This window comes from Psychrobacter sp. T6-1 (assembly GCF_052258445.1).
This window is the reverse complement of the sequence record NZ_JBQQFC010000257.1, coordinates 1-3,598: the sequence shown is the minus strand read 5'-3', so window position 1 is coordinate 3,598 and position 3,598 is coordinate 1. Positions and strand designations below refer to the sequence as shown.

The 3,598-nt window shown below is 44.3% G+C and carries 4 protein-coding genes; all 4 read right to left on the bottom strand.

The features are described from left to right. The coding region (locus tag ACTXGO_RS11210) for a primosomal protein N' family DNA-binding protein (protein ID WP_443574539.1) at nt 1-170 on the bottom strand (170 nt) is incomplete at its 3' end. A 114-nt stretch (nt 171-284) separates the two neighbouring features. Next, nucleotides 285-665, bottom strand: coding sequence for a RidA family protein (locus ACTXGO_RS11205; RefSeq protein WP_435949526.1), 381 nt, complete (start codon nt 663-665; stop codon nt 285-287). 36 nt (nt 666-701) lie between these two features. Then, the gene (locus ACTXGO_RS11200; RefSeq protein WP_317199091.1) at nt 702-2,885 is read right to left on the bottom strand and encodes a RelA/SpoT family protein; all 2,184 of its coding nucleotides are present in this window, start codon (nt 2,883-2,885) and stop codon (nt 702-704) included. Between the two features lie 353 nt (nt 2,886-3,238). After that, nucleotides 3,239-3,499 carry a DNA-directed RNA polymerase subunit omega gene (rpoZ, locus tag ACTXGO_RS11195; RefSeq protein WP_435949524.1) on the bottom strand — a complete coding sequence of 87 codons (261 nt, stop codon included), beginning with the start codon at nt 3,497-3,499 and terminating at the stop codon, nt 3,239-3,241. Between the last annotated feature and the right edge of the window lie 99 nt (nt 3,500-3,598).

Genomic DNA, 3,598 nt, shown 5'->3' with positions numbered 1-3,598 from the left:
GGCACGTCACTCGCAGTTTGTGAGGTATAAGCGACGACAATACCGATAAGGGTTTGACGACCAAAGGAGACCTCAACACGGCTACCGATCACAGGCTGCGGGGTGTCACTTGGTACACTGTAATCAAACACGCGATATAGCGGAACCGGTAGGGCAACTTGTACCAACATAGAGGACGCTCGCAACCTTTTAGCAGTGTAAATGTAGAGTTAGTAAGTTTAAAGCAAACAAGCCCAAATGGGATAATTTGGGCTTGTTTATTCAATCATTGGTTATTGACTATTTTATTCAAGATACATAATTGCTTCGATCTCAACCACGCCGCCTTTAGGGAGCGCCGCGACTTGTACCGCAGCACGTGCAGGATAAGGCTCTGATAAGTTGGCGATAAAGACTTCATTTAGAGCCGCAAAGTCATTCAAATCAGTCAAAGATACGTTGAATTTGATCACATCATTAATAGTGCCGCCAGCGGCTTCACATATGGCTTTTAAGTTTACAAAAACTTGCTTAGCCTGCGCCTCAAAACCTTCTTTTAATTCCATCGTTTGCGGATCTAAGCCCAGCTGCCCTGAAACATAAACCATATGACCAGCTTTGATAGCTTGCGAGTAAGTACCAACGGCTGCTGGGGCCTTATCTGTTTGAATAGTTTGACGACTCATTTTTATTCCTTTTGGTTGGTTTTTTAACACGCCCTATTATAACTGATACAAGCGCATGATGTTAGGAAAGCCCAACACTGAACGTAGTTCGCGGATACCTTTGGCTAGATGGTTACGGCTACGTACAATAATATGCACGATAGTATCTACGCTACGCACATCTATGGTTTCCACGCCGATATTCAACTGGCGCAGATGATAAATCACTTCACTAATTTGCTCATCAGTTAGAACGATAGAGACTTTTAGATAAGCGGGGAAGCGTATCTTGCTATCGTACTCATTTGATTCGTTTTGTCTGACTGCCGTATCATCTCGCCACTGCAATTGAATCACCTGATAAGGGTTATCCTTGCGGATGTCATCTAACGAAAAGCATTTGTGCCGATGTACAACCAAACCATGACGCGATAGATGACCGACGATAGGGTCACCATAGATAGGATGGCAGCAGTTGGCAAAGTCAAACTCGACGCCTGCGGCATTGGCAACCAATTGCTGCGGCTGCGCCATCTCGCGATTATTTTGTTGTGTTTGTAAGCTGACCTCATCGTTGAACAGGCGCGAGACGACCAGCTGCGGCAGTAGCGTCCCTGAGCTTATCTGTTCATACAGGGCCTCTTTACTACTTAGGCCGCGCCATTCAAGCAGATTGTCCCACTCGCAATCGTGAATGTCATCGAGACTTTTTTGGTACGTTTTAAGCGCGCGATCGAGTGCTTGTTTGCCGTGACGTTGCTTATCATCGACAGATAGATCCTTAAACCAACGTAGAATCTCCTCTCGAGCCTTGTTAGTGACCACAAATCCGAGCCATTCAGCCTTTGGCTCTGAAAGCTTTTCTGTTTCAATCTCAACCGATTGACCGTTTTTGACCACAGTACCGAGCTTGGCATGTTTGCCATCGATATTGGCGCCAACAGCGACGTTACCTACAAAGGGCCCAACTGCATAAGCAAAGTCGAGCGCTGTAGCCCCTTGTGGTAGCTCATACGCTCGTCCCTGCGGGCTATAGCAAAGAATCTTGCTTGAGTGCAGATAATCCATAAGCTCATTGATAGCTGATACCGCAGCGCTAAAGTCCGTACTGTTTTCATCTAAAGTATCTTCATCAACCAAATCTTTCATGTTACGCAGTGACGCTTGAATGACCGATTGGCTGACGTCTGAGGCATGCTCGGCACCAATAACGCCAAGTCTGGCAGCACTTTGCATCTTTTTGGTCAAAATAGTGGCTTTGATAATGTCGTTATCACGCTCATAAATCAGGGTCAAAGACTGATTGCCACCAGGCAAAGGTCTGCGAATGTTGTCTTGAATATTAGCGTCTTCGATCTGATATTTTTTGATTAGATAGTAGGCAAGCTTGTCGCAAGCTTCGATAGTATCTAGCACAATCTCAAAGGCATAGTGGCGTAGTAGCGAATTGATCTCGCCGCGGTTACGAAAAAACTGCCGATAGATAACGACGCGATTATCCAGCACTTTAACATGGCCATTTAGATCTAAATTGTTGAGCACTATGCTCAAATAACGGTGAATGGCTTCTCTTTGAAAATTACGCCCCAGACCATGTTGCAACAACTTATCAGATAACTTGTTGTACATCTCAAAATCAAGGTTGCGATAACAAAGTACCTCAATATAATCGGCAATATCGTTAAGCCCCATAAGACGAGCAAACGGCACATAAAAATCAAGGGTTTCTTGTGCGGTATCGCGCTGTTTTTTGGGACTGACCGCATCAAGCGTCGACATATTATGTAAGCGATCGGACAGTTTAATAATCAATACGCGGGGATCAGCGAGGGTCGCGGTCAAAATTTTGTGAAAAGTCGCCGCTTTATTTTGCTGTTTATTATGGTTTGAGGATTTGAGCTTGGTGACGCCATCAACCAGTCTTGCGACTGCTTTACCGTAACGCGCCTCAATCTGCTCGCCGCTAACCTCAGTATCCTCGACCGTATCATGCAAGATGGCGGCAATGATTGTATCTCGATCTAAGCGAAAGCCTGCGAGTATTTCAGCGACAGCAATAGGATGAGTGATATAAGGTTCGCCTGATTTGCGCTTGTCTTTGATATGAGCAATATCACCAAATGCGCAAGCATCAACGATATCGCGGCGCTCGTCGCTACTTAAATAGCCCACTGAGCGCAGCAAGTTATATTGGGCATCGTCAACCAAGTGATGACTAAGTTTAGGTAAGGTTTGACTCATAGAAGGATTATCCTAATAAATAATGACGACTCATCGATTTCACTATGGTCAAGATAAATGGAGAGTGACAACCACGACCAAACGCGGCAACCACCCTCTAATTAATCGTAAAATGCGCTTGATGTCAACTGTTAAGCGATTAGGATTCATAAAAACTGAACTATTCGTCTTGCTACGGAGTAAATAGCACTTATTAATGGCGCTTATATGGGTATTAATGGTACTTATATGGGTATCAACAGCTGTTATTCCTACACCAAATTAGCTACGTGACTAAATATATTTTGAATGCTGCAAATAACAAAAGCCACCGTATAAACGGTGGCTTTGATTTATACTAAGCGGTATAAAGCTTAAAAACCATGATCACCTGATAGGGCTAAATCAAGAGAGCTGGTCGCAAAGTTGTGCTCAGGCTGATTGAGAATATCGCGGGTGATTTTGCCCGCAGCAATTTCACGTAATGCCAAAACGGTTGGCTTGTCGTTATCGACCTCAACCAAAGGCTCGGCGATGCCTTTAGCCAATTGACGGGCGCGTTTGCTGGCAACCAAAACCAGCTCAAAGCGATTATCCACATTATCCAAACAATCTTCAATCGTCACTCGTGCCATAGCTCGCTACCTCAGTTGTCTTTTCAACGCATCTCTTGTGATAAAGAAGGTCGACAAAATAAATATATAAGAATTAATAACCCACTATCATAACATTTT